This window comes from Sorangium sp. So ce1014 (assembly GCF_051521505.1).
In the GTDB taxonomy this organism is placed as follows: Bacteria; Myxococcota_A; Polyangia; order Polyangiales; family Polyangiaceae; genus Sorangium.
The window spans coordinates 3,695,740-3,714,559 of record NZ_CP150356.1 but is presented as its reverse complement, the minus strand read 5'-3'; the positions used below and the strand labels follow the sequence as shown (position 1 = coordinate 3,714,559).

General features: G+C 70.7%; 11 protein-coding genes. 6 read left to right on the top strand and 5 right to left on the bottom strand.

Going from position 1 to position 18,820, the window contains the following annotated elements; all coding sequences use genetic code 11:
• Position 1 precedes the first annotated feature (1 nt).
• From WME75_RS14190 to WME75_RS14180, 3 genes are read right to left on the bottom strand one after another with little or no spacing between them, the layout of a single operon-like run.
• Positions 2-976 (bottom strand): HEAT repeat domain-containing protein, encoded by a 975-nt coding sequence (locus WME75_RS14190; RefSeq protein ID WP_437490677.1) that lies wholly within the window; start codon positions 974-976, stop codon positions 2-4.
• A 23-nt stretch (positions 977-999) separates the two neighbouring features.
• Positions 1,000-1,284 (bottom strand): 4Fe-4S dicluster domain-containing protein, encoded by a 285-nt coding sequence (locus WME75_RS14185; protein WP_437490674.1) that lies wholly within the window; start codon positions 1,282-1,284, stop codon positions 1,000-1,002.
• Positions 1,285-1,304: 20 nt separating this feature from the next.
• Positions 1,305-3,038: a fumarate reductase/succinate dehydrogenase flavoprotein subunit gene (locus WME75_RS14180; RefSeq protein WP_437490671.1), complete on the bottom strand. Its 1,734-nt coding sequence runs from the start codon at positions 3,036-3,038 to the stop codon at positions 1,305-1,307.
• 471 nt (positions 3,039-3,509) lie between these two features.
• On the opposite strand from WME75_RS14180, the gene WME75_RS14175 reads away from it, so the two are divergent.
• The 6 genes from WME75_RS14175 (at position 3,510) to WME75_RS14150 (ending at position 15,917) form a co-directional block, all read left to right on the top strand.
• Entirely contained in the window at positions 3,510-7,991 is a 4,482-nt protein-coding gene (locus tag WME75_RS14175) for a serine/threonine-protein kinase (RefSeq protein WP_437490668.1), read from the top strand.
• Positions 7,988-9,271: a patatin-like phospholipase family protein gene (locus tag WME75_RS14170; RefSeq protein ID WP_437490665.1), complete on the top strand. Its 1,284-nt coding sequence runs from the start codon at positions 7,988-7,990 to the stop codon at positions 9,269-9,271. The genes WME75_RS14175 and WME75_RS14170 overlap by 4 nt, the downstream gene beginning before the upstream one ends.
• 515 nt (positions 9,272-9,786) lie before the next feature.
• Positions 9,787-11,529: a kynureninase gene (kynU, locus tag WME75_RS14165; protein WP_437490663.1), complete on the top strand. Its 1,743-nt coding sequence runs from the start codon at positions 9,787-9,789 to the stop codon at positions 11,527-11,529.
• On the top strand, positions 11,522-13,111 hold the full coding sequence (locus tag WME75_RS14160; protein ID WP_437490660.1) for a tryptophan halogenase family protein: 1,590 nt from the start codon (positions 11,522-11,524) through the stop codon (positions 13,109-13,111). Before kynU ends, WME75_RS14160 begins: the two co-directional genes overlap by 8 nt.
• On the top strand, positions 13,108-14,328 hold the full coding sequence (locus WME75_RS14155; protein ID WP_437490657.1) for a hypothetical protein: 1,221 nt from the start codon (positions 13,108-13,110) through the stop codon (positions 14,326-14,328). The genes WME75_RS14160 and WME75_RS14155 overlap by 4 nt, the downstream gene beginning before the upstream one ends.
• Before the next feature lie 200 nt (positions 14,329-14,528).
• Entirely contained in the window at positions 14,529-15,917 is a 1,389-nt protein-coding gene (locus tag WME75_RS14150) for a PAS domain S-box protein (protein ID WP_437490655.1), read from the top strand.
• A 69-nt stretch (positions 15,918-15,986) separates the two neighbouring features.
• On the opposite strand, the gene WME75_RS14145 is transcribed toward WME75_RS14150, so the two are convergent.
• Entirely contained in the window at positions 15,987-17,345 is a 1,359-nt protein-coding gene (locus tag WME75_RS14145; RefSeq protein ID WP_437490652.1) for a hypothetical protein, read from the bottom strand.
• A 2-nt stretch (positions 17,346-17,347) separates the two neighbouring features.
• A complete protein-coding gene (locus WME75_RS14140) occupies positions 17,348-18,364 on the bottom strand; it encodes a hypothetical protein (protein WP_437490649.1) in 1,017 nt (338 codons plus the stop codon).
• Positions 18,365-18,820: the final 456 nt, after the last annotated feature.

The following is an 18,820-nucleotide window of genomic DNA, read 5'->3' as shown; positions in this document are numbered from 1 at the left end:
CTCAATCCCTCGCGAAGGTTCCATGTCGTCCGGCCCCGGCCCGGATGGCCTCGAGGGCGCGGGCCGTCGCCTTCCGCACCTCGGCGTCGGTGTCGCCCAGCAGCCGCTGGAGCGGCGCCTCGGCGGCCGCCGCCGCGAGCTCGCCGAGCGCCTGCGCGGCGGCCTTGCGCAGATCCGGGAGGTCGCTCCCGAGCAGCGCGACGAGCTCCGGCGTGGCCGAGGCGGCCCGGAGCCGCCCGAGCGCGAGCGCCGCCTCCTTCCGGACCTGCCAGGCGCCGTCCTCGAGCGCGCTCCGGAGGTGCGGCGCGGCGAGCCCGTGCGCCGAGCGGCCGAGCACGATCGCGGCCTCGACGCGGACCCGCCAGTCGGGATCGGAGAGCAGCCCGACGAAGTCCTGGACCTGCGCCGCCGCGCCGAGCGACTCGAGCGCGCCGATCGCGACCTGCCGCACCCGCGCGTCGGGGTCGCGCAGGCTGCCGCGGAGGGCAGCCGCCGTCTCGGGCCGCCGCAGGTACGCCAGGGCGACGACCGCCTCGCGCCGCACCTCGGGCGCAGGGTCGAGCAGCGCGCCCTCGAGGTGCTCCAGCGCCCGCGGATCGCGGAGCTCGCGGAGCGCCACGATCACCGACATCCGCACGAACGGGTCATCATGACGCATTGCATCAATCAGGTCCATGGCGGCGTCCGTCGCGCGGAGCTCGCGGAGCGCCGTGGCGGCCGCCTCGCGCACGTGGGTCTCCTCGTCGTCGAGCGCCTGGAGAATGGCGGGCACCGCGCGGGGGTCGCCGAGGTCCTCGAGGTGCCCCAGCGCAAGCGCCCGCACCGTCGGGTCCCCGTCGCGGACGGCCTCGATGAGCGGGTGGAGGATCTCCGGATCCGAGAGGTCCTCGATCTGCGTCAGCGCGAGCTGGCGCGCGCCAGGGTCTGGATCCCTGAGGACGCTCACGAGCTCCTGTGCGAGCGAAGGCTGTGTCATATCGTCTCTCCGCCTCCAGGACGCTACCGGATGAGAAAGGGGATCTTCACGGTGATGGCCTCTTTGGGGCAATCGATCTCGCACGCGAGGCAATACCAGCACTCGTCGTAGGCCATGTGTGCCTTCTTCGTCTCTGGATCGATGGCGAGGCAGTCGACCGGACACGATTCGATGCAGATGCGGCAGCCCTTGATGCAGGACGCCTCGTCGATCACGACCGGCAGATCGAGCCGGACGGCGGCCTCGGCGTGCCCCACGGTCCTGGCGCGCTGCGCCTTGACGGATTCGCGGTTGAGAAGGTGAGCCATCGATTGAACCTCGTTGCTCGTCAGAGCGGTGCGCGCTGCTCTTCGGCCGGGATGCGCAGCTGGCGGTAAGTCTTGAGCTCGCCGTCGTCGATCGGGAAGAGATAGGGATCGACGGGCCTCTTGAAGGCGACCATCTCGCCGTCATCGCCCTTCTTCAGGTTGACGTGGACGAACCAGCTGCGGTCGTCCATCTCGGGGAAATCGAGCCGGTGATGGTAGAGGCCCCAGCGGCTCTCGGTCCGGTACAGCGACGCGCGCGCGGCCATCTCCGCGCAGTCGCGGATGAAGTGGCACTCCATCACCCGCATGAGCTCGTGGGGGCTCGTCGCCGTGACCTCCTCGAGCTCGTCCTTCGCCCGCAGGAAGTACTCGAGCCCGAGCGTCATCCGGTTCCCCGTCTTCGGCGGCTGCAGGTAGTCGTTCACGAGGCGCCGCACCTTGTATTCGTACTGGTGAGGCGCCACCCCGCTCCTGCGCGAGAGCGGGGCGAGGATGCGCTCGCGCTCGGCGTCGACCGCGGCGGGGAGCGGCTCGACCGCGGGCGCGCGATCGAGGTAGTCGAGGGCGCTCTGGGCGCAGATCTTCCCGTAGGTGAGCGCGCCGAGGAGGTAGTTGTGCGGCACGCACGCCATGTCGCCGGCGGCGTAGAGCCCGGCCACGGTGGTCTCGCCCTTCTCGTTCACCCAGACCCCCGACGCGCTGTGGCCGCTGCACAGGCCGATCTCGGAGATGTGCATCTCGACGAGATCGCTCCCGTAGCTGTGCCCCCTCCCCTCGTGGAAGCGACCGCGGCTCGGCCGCTCCGTCTGGTGGAGCACCCGCTCGACCTCGGTGATCGTCTCCGGGGCGAGGTGGGTCAGCTTGAGGTACACAGGGCCGTTCGCGGAGTGGAGCTCCCGGTAGAACTCGAGCATCATCTGCCCGCTCCAGTAATCGCTCTCGATGAAGCGGTGCCCCCGCGCGTTCACCGTGTGTCCGCCGAGGGGCCCGGTCACGTAGGCGCACGCCGGACCGTTGTAGTCCTTGATGAGCGGGTTGATCTGGAAGCACTCGATGCCCGAGAGCTCGGCGCCCGCGTGGTAGGCCATCGAGTAGCCGTCTCCGGCGTTCGAGGGGTTCTCGTACGTCCCGTGGAGATAGCCCGACGACGGCAGCCCGAGCCGCCCGGAGGCGCCGCAGCAGAGGATGACCGCCCTGGCCTTGATGACCTCGATGTGGCCCTCGCGGGTGTCAAAGCCCATCACGCCGGCGACCTGCCCGTCGGCCACGAGGATCCGTGTGGCCATGACGCGGTTGATGACCCGCACCCCGGCGCGCTTCACCATGCGCGTAAGGATCTTCTTGAGATCGTAGCCCTCGGGCATCGGGAGGACGTAGCTCCCGTTGTGGTGGACCTTCTTGACGTCGAAATCGCCCGAGCGCGTCTTCTGGAACTTGACCCCCCACGAGTCGAGCTCCTGGATCATCGCGAAGCTGTTCCGAGCATATTCATAGATGGCGCGCTGGTTCACGATGCCATCGTTGGCCACCGTGATCTCCTTCACGTACTGCTCGGGCGTCGCATGTCCGGGGATGATCGCGTTGTTCAGCCCGTCCATGCCGATCGCGATCGCGCCGCTCCGCTTGATATGCGCCTTCTCGAGGAGCACCACCCGCCCCCGCGGCAACCGCTGCTGCGCCTCCACCGCTGCAGTGGAGCCTGCGCTGCCGCCGCCCACGACGACGACGTCCGCCTCTGTCACGCGAATATCCATTGCGAATCCTCGAGGTTTCAAGCGCGCACACGACGACCCCGCCGCCGATCAGCCCGGCAGCCAGGGGTCGGACGCGCCGCGTCTTCCATCACGGACGCAGCATCCGTTTTAACAGACGGAGCCTCCCTGGGCAATCGCTTTGTGGCCCTCGCCCGACAGCGGCGGCCGGTGGCCCGCGTGAGGGCGCCTTGCAAGCGAAAACTCAGGGGCGATCGTGGACGGCGCCGCGACCGGGGAGCCGCTGCGCGCAGGCGGGCTCACCGCCCGTGCGGATCTCCGACCCGCCCAGAAAGATTCGCCTTTCCACCATGGTTGTCTCCCCGAAGACGCGGGCGGGACGCTACCATGCGGGTCAACCCGTAGTCGTCCCATGGATCGGGGGAACCGCGCGCGGTCCTTCTTCTCATCGGTCACCCCGATCCACCGCGCCCGGCGCCTCCCAGCCGCGGCGCCCGCGCGCCGCTTCGCTGCATGGCCAAGCACCCGTCCCAGCTCGCCGACCTAGAGATCCAGCGCCGCCTGGGCGCTGGCGGCATGGCGGAGGTCTTCCTCGCCAAGAAGCGCGGCGCCGAGGGGACGTACAAGCTCCTCGTCGTCAAGCGGATCCTCCCCGCGCACGGGGCCTCGCGGCGCTTCCGCGCGATGTTCGTCGAGGAGGCGCACCTCGCGACGCGCCTGAACCACCCGAACATCGTCCAGGTCTACGAGTTCTCCGACCACGGCGAGGACGGGCTGCTCCTCTCGATGGAGTACGTCGAGGGCTACGACCTCGGCAAGCTGATGCGCGCCGCCCAGCAGAAGGAGTCGCGGATCCCGCCGCTCGTGTCGGCGTTCGTCGTCTCCGAGGCGGCCAAGGGGCTGCACTACGCCCACGAGCGCAGGGACGAGGGCGGCATGCCGCTCGCCATCGTCCACCGCGACGTCTCGCCGCAGAACATCCTGCTGTCGTTCGAGGGCGTCGTGAAGATCGCCGACTTCGGCATCGCCAGCGCCAACCTCTTCCGCGAGGAGCCCGGCGTGCTGAAGGGCAAGTTCGGGTACATGTCGCCCGAGCAGGCGCGCGGCGAGCGCGTCGACCGGCGGAGCGACATCTACGCCCTCGGCGTCGTGCTCTACGAGCTGCTCGCCATGCGCTCGCCCTACGGCAAGCTCGACGACGAGGCGCTGCTCCAGGCCGTCAAGGAGGGCCTCTTCGAGCCCCCGTCGACGCACGCGCGCGACATCCCGGCGGAGCTCGAGGCGATCGTGATGCGCGCCATGGCGCAGGCGCCCGAGGACCGCTTCCAGACCGCGCGCGACCTGGCCGGGGCGATCGCGCGCGTCCTGCTCGCGAAGCAGGAGCTCGTCGACAACGCGTCGGTCGAGCAGACCGTGGCCCACCTGCTCGGCCGCGACCGCGAGCAGGAGGCGCGCGAGAACGCCGCCGGCGGCGCGGAGGGGCCGGCCGAGGGCGACGGCTCCGTGGCGCAGCCGCAGACGCTCGCGGCGGTGCCGGCCGCGCGCACGGGCGGCGAGCACGAGAACACCGGCGCGCCGCGCGTCGTGCGCGAGGTGCGCCACGTGGCCGTGGTGACGATGCGCATCGAGGGCGTGGACGAGCTGCTCGGGGCGCAGGGGCGGCTCGCCGGCCGGCGCAGCGGGCGCTCGATCCGCACGACCCTCGACGCGATCGCCTTCAAGCACGGGGCGATCTGGTCCTGGGAGTCGCACGCGAGCGCGCGCGCGGTCGTGGGGCTGCTCGCGAACCCCTCACGCGCCGCCGCCGACGCCGCGTCGCTGGCGGTCGACGTGCACGAGGCGCTCGCGGGCGCGTCGGAGGACCTGCCCGTCGAGCTCCGCGCCGCCATCGGCATCGTCCGCGGCATCGCGTACGGCGAGCGCGACGAGCAGGGGCACCTCATCAACCACGCGCTCAAGGAGCCCGCGAACTTCCTCGCCGAGCGCCTCGGCAGCCGCACCCCGTTCGGCAAGACCTGGGTCGCGGGCGGCGTCTACCGCCTCGTCCGGCGCGACTTCCGCTGGGGCGACGCGCCGTCGCTCGATCTCAACGACGCCGGCGGCTACCAGGTCCCGCACCAGATGCGGCTCTACGCGCTGCAGCGCCCGCTCACCCGCGAGGAGCGGATGGCCGAGATCGCGCTCTCGCCGAACGACCTCGTGGGGCGCGACGCCGAGCGGGCCGACCTGCACGCCGCCTACCACCGCGCGGTCTCGCCGCCCGTGAAGGGGCTCGCCGAGCCGCCGTCGCCGCGCTACGGCGAGAGCGAGCCGCCGCCGCCGCCGAGCCGGCAGAGCAAGCCGCCGCCGCCGAGCCGGCAGAGCAAGCCGCCGAGCCCGCTGGGCGGCACGCTCCGGGGCCAGTCGGTGGCGCGCGTCCTCGTCGGCGAGATGGGCATCGGCAAGAGCGCGCTCATCTCGACGTTCCTCTCGGAGCTCCCCGGCGAGGCGCGCGTGCTCCACGTCGAGTGCTCGCCGGTGAAGAGCGAGCTGCCGCTCGCCACGGTCTGCGACGTGCTCCGCGACGTCACCGGGATGGGGCTCGACCACTCGATCGACGACGCCGCCCACGTGATCCGCGCCCTGCTCGGGCCCATCGCCCGCTCGCCGCTCGGGGCGCGCATCGTCACGCGCCTCGCCGAGCTCGTCACGGGCAAGCAGCTCGACCACCCCGAGGAGGACGCCACCGCCTACGGCCGCGACGTGGTGGTGCGCGGCGTGAAGTACCTGCTCGGCTCGCTGGCGCGCCACCAGCCGCTCGTCGTCGTCATCGACGGCCTCCAGTGGGCCGATCGCCCGAGCCTGGAGCTCATCTCGGAGCTCCTGAAGCAGCGCTCGGAGCGGCTCCCGATCCTCGTGCTGCTCCTCACCCGCCCCGAGGAGCGCGTGACCCCGTTCATCGAGGGGCTCGTGCGGATCGAGCTCCGCGGCCTCGGCGCCGAGGAGCAGATGCGCCTCGTGGAGGCGCGGCTCGGCGTGCGCGAGGGCGTGGCGGCCGTCTGCGGCGAGCTCGTGCCGCGCGTCGCCGGCAACCCGTTCTTCCTGCTCGAGATGGTCGACGCGCTCCTCGAGCGGGGCACGCTCGAGATCGTCGAGCACCCGGACGGGCGGCACGAGCTCGTCCGCCACGACCGGACCGGGGACCGCGGCGAGCCGCTCCCCTCGACCCTGGAGCAGCTCATCGGCGATCGCCTGCGCGAGCTGCCGCCCGCGGAGCACGACGTCGTGAACTGGCTGGCGGTCGCGGGGGGCCCGCTGCTCAAGGACGACATCATGAACCTGACGCGGCTCGCCGACGACGAGGCCGTGACGCGCCTCTGCGCCCGCGGCCTGTGCGATCGTCGCGCCGGGGCGGTGGACTTCCGGCACCCGCTCGCGCGCGACGTCGCCTACCTCGCGCTCGACGGCGCGAGCCGCGTGCGCATGCACCGGCGGCTCGGCGAGCACCTCTCGACGACGCCGCTCGCGCAGGGGCTCTCGGCCGCGATCGTGGCGCAGCACCTCGCGCGCGGCGAGGCGCCCGGGCCGGCGGCCGAGCTCTACCTCGACGCGGCGCGGGCCGCGCGCGCCGGACACCAGGCGCAGCTGTCGCGCCGGTACTACGAGCGCGCGCTGGCGCTCCTGCCGACCGGCGACACCCGCGTGATGATCGCGCACGAGGCGCTGGAGGCGATCTTCCGCCACCTCGGCCGCCGCCGCGAGCGGAGGAAGCACCTCGCGGCGCTGCGCCAGCTCGCGAAGGAGAGCGGCCAGGCGCGCTGGGCGGCGCTCGCGCTCGTGCGCACCGCGCGGCTCGACCTCGACGACGGCCACCTCGCCCGCGGCCTGCCGGCGGCGCAGCGGGCCGCCGAGATCGCGCGCATCGCGCGCCGCCCCGCGCTCGAGGTCGAGGCGCTCACGATCCTGTCCGAGGTGCTGCGCGAGCTCGGCGACGTCCAGGGCGCGATCAGCGCGGCCGACCGGGCCCTCCGGGTGACGCAGATGGGCGGGCTGACGCCGCGGGCGCGCGCGGAGGTGCTGCGCACGAAGGGGGTGCTGCTGCGCCGGGTCGGCCGCGTGCAGGAGGCGGTCGAGGCCTACGCCGAGGCGATCGCGGTGTTCCGCGCCGTGGGGGCGCGCCGCAGCGAGGCCCGCGCGAAGAACTCGCTCGCGGTGGCGATGTTCGTGCTCGAGCGCTTCGAGGACGCGATCGCGGTCGGGCTCTCGTCGATCTCCATCGATCTCGCGATCGGGGGTCGGTTCCAGATCGCGAAGACGCTGAGCAACATCGGCCACGCGTACGCCAAGCTGGGGGACATCTCGCGCAGCCTCGCTTACATGAAGCGGGCGCGAGAGGCGCACGAGCGCTATGACGATCAGGACGCGCGGGCCGACACGCTCCTCTGCTCGGCGGGGATCCTCCTCGAAGCGGGCGACCTCGACGCCGCGCACACCCTCTGCGCCGATGCGGGCGCGCTCATCGCGGTGACCGGCAGCGTCTACGACATGATCCACGAGCGCAACGTGCGCGGCCTCCTCGCGAAGGTGCAGGGCGACGTCCAGGGCGCGATCGCGAACGCCTCGGAGGCGCGGCAGCTCGCCGAGTCGCAGGGGCTGATGAGCTACCACGCGTACGCGACGGCCATCGAGGCGGGGGCGCGGGTGGACGCGGGCGAGGTGCACTCGGGGGTGCTGCTCGCCCGGACGGCGCTCGGCGCGGTCGAGGCGGGCAGCTCGGAGTACGGCATCGAGGTGCGCGACCTCTGCTGCGAGGCGCTGCAGAAGGGCGCGCCGGCGAGCGCCGGGGACGCGTACCACCGCGCCGGGATGCACGTGCGGCAGGTGGCGAGCTACATCCGCGACGCGCGGCTCCGGGCGCTGTTCCTGGAGCGCACGGTGGTGCGGCGCATCCTCGCCGCGGAGGCCGAGGGTCCGGCGGCGGGGCTGGACCCGCTCCGCCGCGGGGAGATGGCATGAGCGGTACCGGCGGAAGGACAGGGACGAAGCCGCGGCGCAAGGTCGCGGTGATCCTCTCGGGCGGCGGCGCCCGGGGCGCGTACGAGGTCGGGGTGATGTCGTACGTGCTCGACGCGTTCGCCCGGCTCCGCGGGGCGCCGCCGCGCATCGACATCCTGTGCGGGACGTCGGTCGGGGCGGTGAACGCGTGCTACCTCGCGGCGCACCTCGACGATCCGACGCTGGGCGTGCGGCGGCTCGTCAACCTGTGGACGCAGCTCAAGCTCGAGACGGTGCTCGGCTTCGGGGTCCGGCAGGCGATCTCCTTGCCGAAGCTCATGTTCGGCGGCGGCTCGGAGGGCGTGGGCCTGTTCGACGTCTCGCCGATGCAGCGGCTCGTCGAGCGCGAGATCCCGTGGCGCGCGATCGCGCGCACGCTGCGCCACGGCCACCTCTCGGCGGTCAGCGTGTCGGCGACCGAGATCGGGACGGGCCGCACGGTCATCTTCATGCAGACGGGCCCGGACGGCGCGCTGCCGACGACGGCGCCGCCGCGGACGATCATCCGCGGCGCGCTGATCGGCCCGCCGCACGCGCTCGCGTCGGCGGCGATCCCGATCCTGTTCCCGCCGGTGCGCATCGGCCGGGATCTCTACATGGACGGGGGCGTGCGGCAGAACACGCCGATCGCGCCGGCGCTCCGGCTGGGGGCGACGCACGTGCTGGCGATCGGCCTGTCGCGGGAGGTGCGGAGCATCGACGCGGGGGACAGCGGCAAGCCGCCGGGGATGGCGCTGGTGCTCGGCAAGGTGCTGAACGCGTTCCTGCTCGACCACATCCAGACCGATTTCGAGGTGCTGACGCGGGTGAACCACATGATCGAGGACGGCGAGCAGGCGTTCGGCCCTGATTTCCTGCACTCGATCAACGCGGCGGCGGCGCAGCGCGGGGCGCTGCCGTACCGGCGGGTGGAGACCCTCGTCGTGCGGCCGAGCGTGGATCTCGGCCGCCTCGCGGCGGAGCACGTGAGGGCGGGCAAGGTGCAGGGCGGTCCGGCGATGATGCGGCGGCTGCTCTCGCTGGTGGACGTGGGGGCGGCGAACGACGCGGATCTCGCGAGCTATCTCCTGTTCGACGGCTCGTTCACGCGGAAGCTGATCGAGCTCGGGCGGGCGGACGCCGAGGCGAGGCGGCACGACGTGGCGGATTTCTTCGGGAGCGCGGCGGAGGAGGCGGAGCCGAGGCTCTCGGACAGCGCGGAGTGGTCGATCCCGCCGCCGGTGGGCCCGGGCGGAGCCTAGATAGGCTCGTGCCTGGATAGGCTCGTCACCGGCTGCGCGGGAGGCCGTGCCGAGCTGCCCGGCCCTCGGAGGCCGTGTTCGTGGCGCGGCGGGGGCCCGCCGAGCTCGCCTGGGCCATTGCTTCGCCGGTAGGCCGGAGGAGCCATGGCCATCGGGCTCAGACCTCGGCCCGCGCCGCGCCGCGCCGCGCCACGAACACGGTCTCCGACGGCCTACCCTCTTTGCAGGACGCGTGACCGGGGTGAAGTAAAGCGTCCATCGTGGGTGCTCCTCGATCCACTCCACACCTCGCCGGTGGTGTGTGTGGACAGGCCATCAAGGACGAGTTGACCGCAGCCGGTCGCGCTCTCGTGATCGGCGCGGAGCACATCGCCGCACGCTTCGCGGGGCTCGTCGTCTTGATAGGAAATAGATTTTATTTACCCAGCAATCGAGCGCACATGATACAGTATGAACGTATCGATCAACGCGGCCAGTGGGCTTGTCGCCACTCGAAGAGAGAGTGAGTCCTCCACATGCGTTGCAGTACGCATTCCGTCTTCATCGCGGGCTCGGCGGAGCGTGTCTTCGGGGTGGTCTCCGATCCGGCGCAGATTCCCCGCTGGGCGGTTCATTTCTGCTCGAGCGTGCGCGCCGACGGGGACGCGCTCTGGGCCACGACCCCGCGCGGCGAGGTGCGCTTCGCCATGCGCGCCGACCGCGCCCTGGGCGTCGTGGATTTCGGCCACCTTGGAGCCGACGGTGCGTGGCGCTATTCACCGACCCGGGTGATGCCGGTCGAGGGCGGGGTCGTCTTTCTTTACACCTTCTTCCGGCGGCCGGGGATCTCGGACGAGCGCTTCGAGGCGATGAAGCGCGAGATGGAGGAGGAGCTCGCCCTGCTGAAGCGGCTCGTGGAGGGCCCAGCCGTCTTCACGACGAGCTCCCCGGGGCCGGCGAGCGCGGGGCCCACGCATTCGCTCGCGCGTGAGGCGCTGGCGAGCCCTGCGTGGCGCGAGCGCCTCGAAGCCGCGCGCCGTCGCGACGCGGAGGATCCGCTCGCCGCGTTGCGGGGGCGCTTTCATCGACCGCCGGGACCGGACGGCGTGGGGGCGGCCTATTTCTGCGGCAATGGGCTGGGGCTGCTCTCCACAGACGCGGAGTCGGCGCTCGCGGGGGCGCTCGACCAGTGGCGCGACCTCGGCTTCCGGGCGTATTTCGAGGCGACGCCGAGATGGCTGGACGCGGACGAGCTGCTCGCCCGCAGGCTCGCGTCCATCGTGGGCGCCGCGCCCGAGGAGGTGGCCGTGATGGGCAGCATCACCGCGAACCTGCACCTCCTGATGCGCAGCTTCTACCGTCCGGTGCCCGGCCGTCACGCCATCCTGCTCGAGCCCGATGCATTCCCGTCCGACCGCTACGTCGTCGCCTCGCACGCGGGGCTCGCGGGCGTCGATCCGGCGGCGAGCGTGCGCGAGATCCCCGTGCCGGCAGGGCAATCGTACGCGACCACCGAGGACGTCGTCGCGCACATCGCGGCGCACGGCCACGAGATCGCGCTCGTCCTGCTGGGCGGCGTGAATCACTTCAGCGGACAGGCCTATGATCTCGAGCCGATCACGCGAGCCGCTCACGCAGCCGGTTGCCTCGTCGGGGCGGACCTGGCGCACGCGATCGGCAACGTGGCGCTGAGATTGCACGATTGGAACGTGGATTTCGCCGTGTGGTGCCATTACAAGTATCTGAACGCCGATCCCGGCGGCGTCGCCGGCCTCTTCGTGCATGAGCGTCACGGGCGGGACACGCGGCTGCCGCGTCTCTCGGGCTGGTGGGGGCAGCGGAGGGAGACGCGCCTGGCCATGCCGGACCCCTTCGAGCCCGAGGTCGGCGCGTGGGGCTTCCGGCAGAGCGGGCCGCCGATCGCCAGCATCGCCACGCTGTCAGGGGCGCTGCAGGCGTTCGAGGAGGCCGGGATGGATCGGCTTGTCGAGAAGCGCGAAGCGCTGGTCGCGGAGCTCCTCGCCCACGTGGACGGGCTGCCGCGGGAGCGGGTGGAGGTGATCACGCCGCGGGGATCTCGCGGCGGGCAGATCTCGCTGCGCGTGCGCGGGGAGAGCCCCGCCGAGATCTCGCGGGGACTGTGGAGCCACGGGGTCCTCGTGGGCACACGGGCGCCGGACGTGGTGCGGATCGCTGTCGCGCCGCTGTATTGCAGCTTCGAGGACGTCTGCCGCCTGGGGCACGCGCTGGAGAGGGGGATGGTTCTTGACCATGGATAATCGCATCAAAGACGTCGTCATCCTCGGTGGAGGGACAGCCGGATGGATGGCGGCCGCATACCTCGGCAAAGCCCTCCAGGGCAGCGTGCGGATCACCGTGTTGACGGCCCCGTCCATCCCCAGGATCGGCGTCGGCGAGGCCACCATCCCCAACCTGCAAAAGACCTTCTTCGACTACCTCGGCGTCGCCGAGGACGAGTGGATGCGCGAATGCAATGCCGCCTTCAAGATGGCGGTCAAGTTCATCAACTGGCGCACCCCCGGCGAAGGCGCCGCGACGTCCAGGCCCCTCGACGGCAGGTCGGACCATTTCTATCACCAGTTCGGATTGCTGCCCGAGCACGATCACATCCCCCTGTCGCATTACTGGTACCATAAGCTGTCACGCGGACAAGCGGTCCAGCCGTACGACTATGCCTGCTTCTCCGAGCCGCCGATCATGGACGCGAAGCTCGCCCCGCGCTGGCTCGACGGCCGGCGGGCGACTCGATATGCCTGGCATTTTGACGCGCACCGGGTCGCGGACTTCCTCCGGCGCTTCGCCACGACGCGGCAGGGCGTATTGCTCGTGGAGGACGAGCTCGAGGGCGTGAACCTCGGCCCGGGCGGCGCCATCGCGAGCCTCGTGACAAAGAGCGGGAGGGTCCTCGAGGGCGATCTGTTCATCGACTGCTCGGGCTTCAGGGGCGCCTTGATCAACAAGGTCATGGGCGAGCCGTTCATCGACATGAACGATCACCTCCTCTGCGACAGCGCCGTGGCCACCGCCGTGCCGCACGACGACGAGCGGCACGGCGTCGAGCCGTACACCTCGGCCATCGCCATGAACGCCGGCTGGACCTGGAAGATCCCGATGCTGACCCGCTTCGGCACCGGCTACGTCTACTCGAGCAAGTTCTCCCGGGAGGACGAGGCAGCGCTCGATCTCTGCCGGCTGTGGGGCCTCGATCCCGAGCGGACCCCGCTGAACAAGATCCGCTTCCGCGTCGGCAGGAACCGGCGGGCGTGGGTGAAGAACTGCGTCAGCATCGGCCTCGCCTCCTGCTTCCTCGAGCCGCTGGAGTCGACAGGCATCTATTTCATCTACGCCGCCATCTATCAGCTCGCCAAGCACTTCCCCGACAGGCACTTCGATCCCGTGCTCATCGATCGCTTCAATCACGAGATCGAGACGATGTTCGACGACACCCGGGATTTCATCCAGGCCCACTTCTACCTCTCTCCCCGCGCGGATACGCCGTTCTGGAGGGCCAACAAGTCGCTGGCCCTGACCGACGGCATCAAGGAGAAGATGGCGCTTTACCGGGCGGGCATGCCGGTGAACGCGCCGGTGACGGACGAGACGAGCTATTACGGGAACTTCGAGGCCGAGTTCCGGAGCTTCTGGACCAACGGCAATTACTACGCCATCTTCGCCGGCCTGGGCCTCCTCCCCGAGCGCCCGATGCCGGCGTTGACCTACAAGACAGCGTCGATCGGGGAAGCCGAGGCGGTCTTCGCCAGGGTGGCGCAGCAGCAGCGACACCTCCTCTCCACGCTGCCCTCAAACTACCAGCTCCTCCGGCAGATACACGGCCAATGAGGGGCGCGACGGACCCGGCCAGCGCCGCGGAGGGGGCTCCCTCGGCGGCGCCCTTCGACGCGGGCGAGCTCGACGACCTCGCGTCGTTCGACATGGATGCGGTGCGGGGCTATCTCCCCGCCACGGATCCGGTCCTCCGGCTCCCGCCTGCCTACGATGCGTGGGAGCGCATCGCCGCGAGCCTCCCTGCGCTCCTCTCGGCGGAGAAGCTCGGAGAGGCGCTGGAGCGAATGCCCCTCTTGCCGGTCGACCGGCTCGAGGACGTCGGCCAGGTCCGGCGCGGCCTCTTGCTCGTCTCGATGCTGGCGTCGGCGCACGTCTGGGGCGGGAGAGCGCCTGCCACCGTCCTGCCGCGCAGCGTCGCCGTGCCGCTGTGGGAGCTCTCGGAGCGCCAGGGCCTGCCGCCGACCCTGGTCCACGCCACGATGACGCTCTGGAACTTCCGGCGCCTCGAGGACGACGCGGGCATCACGCTGTCGAACCTCGCCATCCTGCAGCTGTTCCACGGGGGCATGGATGAGCACTGGTTTTTCCGGATCGCGGTGGCCATGGACGCCGCGTGCGCGCCGGCGATCCAGGCGATCGTGCAGGCCCGGCGCGACAGCGCGAGCGGGCGCGTGGAGGGCGTGGCGCGCGCCCTCGAGGTCATGACGGCGGCCCTGGACGACATCCGCGAGATCCTCGCCCGCATGCCGGAGCAATGTGATCCGTACATTTTTTACCGGCGGCTCCGTCGGTTCATGAACGGCTGGCCCGAGCCGGGGGTCATCTACGCGGGGGTCGACGACACGCCCCGGCGCTTCGGCGGCTCGAGCGGCGCCCAGAGCCCTTTGCTGCAGGTCTTCGACGCGATCCTCGGTGTCTCGCCCTCCGACGGGGTGCGCTCGTTCCTCCTCAAGATGCGCGGCTCGATGTTACCGGGCCACCGCCGCTTCCTCGAGCTCGTCGAGCGCGGCCCCTCGCTCCGGGGTTTCGTTCGACAGCTCGCGCCGAGCCACCCCGCGCTGTGCGACGCGCACGACGCGTGCGTGAGCGCCCTCGTGCGCGTCCGGGAGGTGCACGCCGACATCACGGTCCGCTATATCCTCCAGGAGTCGGACGAGAAGCGTGCTCAGGGCACGGGCGGCAGCAGCCTCGTGGAATTTTTGAACGAGATGTGCGACGCCACGCGCCGACGTGCCGTCGGTGCAGACACAGCGCGGACGGCGCGTGCGTGAACGGACAGCGTCCGGGCGCGTGCTGAGCGCGTGCCGGGCGCCCCTGGGCGCGTGCCGGGGACCGCGGGCAAAAGTCCTTACGAACCCCTTGCCTTTTCGTGACGCGCGCGGGCAAGATGCGCTGTCCTGGGCCTCAGGCGACCGCCGAACGCGCGCCGTCCTCCGAGGAGCGGGCAGCTCCACCTTCGAAAGAAGCGGATATGACAACGGAACAGGTGATCGATCCTTCTGTCAAGCCCTCGGACCGATCTCGCTGGAACGACGCGAAGCTGGCGGTCATGGCCGAGGTGGCGCCTGTTGCGATGATCGTGTGTGACCGTGAGCGCGTCGTGCGCTTCTGGAACCGGCAGGCCTCGCGGCTGTTCGGGTGGACTGAAGCGGAGGTGCTCGGCCGCGAGCTGCCCTGCCTGCGCCCTGGCGATGTCGACGCCTGGTGGGAGCGCCGGGGCGACGAGGACGCCCCGCTCGCGGCGCAAGGTCTCCGCAAGGACGGCGCCCGCATCGATCTGGAGATCACGCCGGTGGTGGTGGAGCGCGACGCGTCCGGCGCGGCCTCCGGGCTCATGGCGGTCGTCAGGGAGGCCCGCGACAAGCACGCGCCGGAGTGCTCCGCCGAGAGGATGCGCGCGAACGACGCGCTCCGCGAGAGCGAGGAGCGCTTCCGCATGGTCGTCCTCGCCATCCAGGACGCGATCTACGATTTCGACGTCGCGACCGGCGCGGTCTGGCGCAGCGATACCTTCGAGAAGGTCTCGGGCGCGCCCAAGGAGCGCTACGCGGACGCAAGCTGGTGGCGCGAGCACATCCACCCTGACGACGTGAACAACGTCACCGACGCGCTCGGGTCGGCGATGGGCTCCGGCGCCAGCACCTGGAGCGCAGAGTACCGCCTGCGCCGGGCGACCGGCGAGTACGCCGTGCTCGTCGACCGCGGCGTGATCCTCCGCGACGCGGAGGGCAAGCTGGTCAAGGTCGTCGGCGCGGTCTCGGACGTGACCGAGCAGCGACGGCTCGAGGCGCAGGTCCAGGAGTCGATGATCCAGATCAAGGCAGCCGCCGAGGAGGTCGAGCAGCAGAATCGGCTCCTCGAGAACGAGATCCTCGAGCGCATGCGCAGCGAGGACAGCCTGCGCACCCAGAACGAGGCCATCCGGCTCATGTCGGCCCCCGTGGTCCAGGTCTGGGAGCACGTCCTGGCCCTCCCGCTGATCGGCGCGATCGACGATGTCCGCGCGTCGCGCATTACGGAGACGCTCCTCAATGAGGTCGTGCGCACGCAGGCCAGGGTCGCGATCATGGATCTGACCGGCATCGAGAGCGTCGATATCGCGACCACCAAGCACCTCCTGGACATGATGCGAGCCGTCCAGCTGCTCGGGACGCGCGGGGTGGTGTCGGGGATCTCGCCGCAGATCGCGGCCACCATGACGGAGCTCGGCGCCGAGACGCAGGGGCTCGTCACCTTCGGCACCCTGAAGGACGCGCTCCGCCACGCGGTCGCCTCGACCACGCGCGCCGCGACCGCACCCCGCTCGCCGGGGCCGAGCGCGGCAGCGGCGCGACCCGCAGGCCCCCAGGCCCAGCGGTAACCCCCGCGCGACGGTCCGTCGGCGCGGGCTGCCCGGACGACGGCGCGTGGCCGCCGTCCGGGCGCGGCGTCAGAGGACCTTCAGGAACGCGATCAGATCCGAGCGCTGAGCGCGCGTGAGGCGGATCGGGAACCGCCTGCCGTCCTTCGATTTGTTGTAGAAATCGCTGTTGAAGTAGTCGACGACCTCCTCGAGCGACATCGCCGAATTGTCGTGGAAATACGGGGCGTTCCGCGCGAGGCGCCGGAGCTGCGGGACCTTGAAGCGGCCGACGTCCTCGAGCCGCCCGGTCGTGGCCGCCAGCCCGATGTCCTTCGTGACCTTGAAGGGGACGACGACGCCGTCCTCGCGGACGAGCGGGAGAACGATGGGCTCGAAGACGCCCCCTCCGGCGTGGTGAGAGAACCTGAGACCGTGCCTGTTCCGCTCGGACACGCCCACGTTGAACGTCCGTGTCACGCTCGGCCCGAAGACCGGGTTCTTGACGTCCGTCTCACCGTTGCCGAGCGCCTCGACGTTCGAGAGGTTGTTGAACACGTTGGGCACGTTGTGGCACGTCATGCAGGAGCGCTCGAACACCTTCTTCCCGCGCTCCTCCGCCCGCGTCCGGATCCGGACCGTGTGGAAGGGATCGCGCGCCAGCACGCGGAACATCGGGTGCGACGGGTCGCGGAGCGCGGCGAGGCGCGGATCCGAGAGCTGCGAGAACTGGAACGCCTCGAGGTCGTTGCCGTCCTGGACCGTGAAGAGGTCCTCGAAGCGCCTGTCCGACTCCTGCGTGTGGCTGAAGACGGCGCCCCGGTCGGTCTCGAACATCGTGCGCGAGCGCGCGTCATGGAGGAACCCGTTCGAGAAGGCCAGGTTGACCAGCCGGATGGACTTGCGCCAGAAGAACACCTGCCGGAACGGGTCGTCCTCGGCGCGCTGGAGGTTGAAGCGGTTCGGGCGATACTTGATGAGGGCCAGCTCGTCGAGGTTGCGCATGCCGTCCGGGTCGCCCTGCGCGTCGCCGTGGAGGCCCGTGAACAGCGCGTCATCGAGAGACACCGACGCGGACAGCGGGGGGGGCGGGAGCCCGAGCTCCACCTCGAGCCCGCGGTGGCACGTGAAGCACGTGCGCTGGTTGCTCACGACCGTGCCCCCGAAGGCCACCGAGGGTCCCTCGAAGATCGCCTGGCTCTTGTCCTCCGTGTCGCTGTCCGGGGCCAGGCCGAAGAGGGCGCGGCCCCGCACCGGATCCGCCCCCGGCTGGGTCGGATTGAACCGAAGGGACTCCTCCAGATGCAGGTTGTGGGTGCCGCTGTTCGTGACCTTGATCTCGGACCCTGCCGCGCCGAGCAGCTCCAGGTCGTCGCGGGATCCGGTGCACGCCGCGAGGGACGCCGTGAGGCCGACGGCGAAGAGCAGTCGCAGAGGTCTCGTCGTCATGGCTAGCTCCCCTCCGGGCTGCAGAAGTTCAGGCCCTTTGTGTGAACCCCGGTGAAGAAGTCCTCGCACGTCCCGGCGCCCGCGAACGGCCGGATCGGCGGCGCCACGTTGCCGAAGGTCGCGTCGATATCCCAGGCATATCCCCGCGGGATGACGCCGCCGAACTGGGTGCCGTTGCTGTAGGTGGAGAACAGGTGACCGCGCGGCGGGAACGTGTAGTACTCCGACGGCTCGATCGTGACGCTCAGGAAGAAGCCGTTCCGGAGGTAGTCCGAGAAGCTGACCGCCTCCGAGGCAGGGAGCGTCTTGGCATAGCCCCGGATCGTCGACAGATCGATCCGGTTCGGGTCCGACAGGCACAGGTTCGGCGGCGGGAACCCCTCGACGACCTGAGCGTACTCGGGCAGATCCGCGCGCACCGTGTGGTCGTACGCGAGCGTGAACTCCAGATCGACGTCGCCGTCCTCGTCGGGCTGGAAGAGCGGCGAGCCGATGGCCCTCACCGTCGGGAGCTCGATGGCGATCGAGCCGGGCGGGGGCGACGCGAAATCGAGCTCGCTGCCGAGCAGATCCCGCGTGGTGGCGTCGTAATAGAACTTGAGGAGCCCTGCCTGGCTGACGATCCAGAACTGGTATCGCCCGTTCACGATGTCCTCGATCTCGGGCCAGAAGGGGTTTGGAAAGAAGCTCACCCCCGGGGTGCGATCGACGCTCGGAGAGGGCACGAGCACCCCCTTGCCGGTGACCTTGATCCGGACCGAGTTGTCCTCTTCGCTCCATCGCAGGGTGGCCTGCATCTCGCGTTCGCAGTTGTGTGGCAGCGCGATGACCGTGGCCTCCGGCGGGACGCCGGCGCCTCGGTAGAGAGGGACCTTCATGAAGCCTTCACGATGATCGCCTCCCGACTGCGCCTGCACAGGGGAGCCGGCGACGCCGGACGAGCCGGCCGTCAACACGCCGGCGCCGAGCACAAGCACGAACCCGACGTGACGCGGTCTCAGGTGACGTGGTTTGGACATCGAATGCTCCTGTCCGCAGAGGGGCGCCCGCGGGGGTAGGCGCTCGCTCCGCGCGCGAAGGGCAAAGTGGGACCGAGACGAGGCAGCGGCTTCACCGGCCGTAGCCGAGCCGTCAGCCGCCGCGCGACCGATGCATAGCCTGCGAGGACCAGCGCCTCTCGCCCCCACGGCGCAGAGGCACCCCTCGAACCCATGTATATATCCGAGATGGACGTAATTCAAAGACCAAATGAAATGGTCTTTACTCCATGACAGAGCCGCCGGAGACGCTCACGTCTCGTCACCGGACATCACAACCTGCTGAACTCGACGACAGCGCGGCTCGGCCGCGCATCGCAGCGGCGGAGTCCATGCCCTGTCAGGCAAAGCTCGCGGGGAGGCTGGGCAACCGGGGGAGTCGATGGGGCCCGTGCCTCCGTGTCCGCCTCCCTGGTCGACTGCAGGTGATGGTCGGAT

Bases quoted from the DNA above. Each gene is read 5' to 3' on its own strand.
- WME75_RS14170 (WP_437490665.1), top strand. From the start codon at position 7,988: ATGAGCGGTACCGGCGGAAGGACAGGGACGAAGCCGCGGCGCAAGGTC.
- WME75_RS14155 (WP_437490657.1), top strand. From the start codon at position 13,108: ATGAGGGGCGCGACGGACCCGGCCAGCGCCGCGGAGGGGGCTCCCTCG.
- WME75_RS14145 (WP_437490652.1), bottom strand. From the start codon at position 17,345: ATGACGACGAGACCTCTGCGACTGCTCTTCGCCGTCGGCCTCACGGCG.
- kynU (WP_437490663.1), top strand. From the start codon at position 9,787: ATGCGTTGCAGTACGCATTCCGTCTTCATCGCGGGCTCGGCGGAGCGT.
- WME75_RS14180 (WP_437490671.1), bottom strand. From the start codon at position 3,038: ATGGATATTCGCGTGACAGAGGCGGACGTCGTCGTCGTGGGCGGCGGC.
- WME75_RS14150 (WP_437490655.1), top strand. From the start codon at position 14,529: ATGACAACGGAACAGGTGATCGATCCTTCTGTCAAGCCCTCGGACCGA.
- WME75_RS14140 (WP_437490649.1), bottom strand. From the start codon at position 18,364: ATGTCCAAACCACGTCACCTGAGACCGCGTCACGTCGGGTTCGTGCTT.
- WME75_RS14160 (WP_437490660.1), top strand. From the start codon at position 11,522: ATGGATAATCGCATCAAAGACGTCGTCATCCTCGGTGGAGGGACAGCC.
- WME75_RS14185 (WP_437490674.1), bottom strand. From the start codon at position 1,284: ATGGCTCACCTTCTCAACCGCGAATCCGTCAAGGCGCAGCGCGCCAGG.
- WME75_RS14175 (WP_437490668.1), top strand. From the start codon at position 3,510: ATGGCCAAGCACCCGTCCCAGCTCGCCGACCTAGAGATCCAGCGCCGC.
- WME75_RS14190 (WP_437490677.1), bottom strand. From the start codon at position 976: ATGACACAGCCTTCGCTCGCACAGGAGCTCGTGAGCGTCCTCAGGGAT.